This window comes from Candidatus Hydrogenedentota bacterium, from assembly GCA_016791475.1.
Taxonomy (GTDB): domain Bacteria; phylum Hydrogenedentota; class Hydrogenedentia; order Hydrogenedentales; family JAEUWI01; genus JAEUWI01.
The window spans coordinates 253-512 of record JAEUWI010000488.1; the positions used below are offsets into that span (position 1 = coordinate 253).

1 protein-coding gene is annotated in these 260 nt (G+C 59.2%); it reads left to right on the forward strand.

All coding sequences use genetic code 11. The features are described from left to right. A partial coding sequence (locus JNK74_30405; GenBank protein ID MBL7650481.1) for a gamma-glutamyltransferase occupies window positions 1–260 on the forward strand: 260 nt, incomplete at both ends.

The following is a 260-nucleotide window of genomic DNA, read 5'->3' on the forward strand; positions in this document are numbered from 1 at the left end:
TCCAAGGACTACGCTGCCAGCCGCGTGAAACTGATCGATGCGGAGAAAGCGAATTGCGATCCGTCTCCCGGTCAGCCGCTCCCTGGCGCCGGCGATACCATCTATCTCTCCGCGATCGATAAGGAAGGCAACATGGTGTCGCTGATCCAGAGCATCTATCTGAGCTTCGGATCGGGTGTCGCGGTGGACGGCTTCGGCTTCCATCTGCACAATCGCGCGGGATTGTTTGAGTTCGACGAAAGCCATCCGAACGCGCTGGC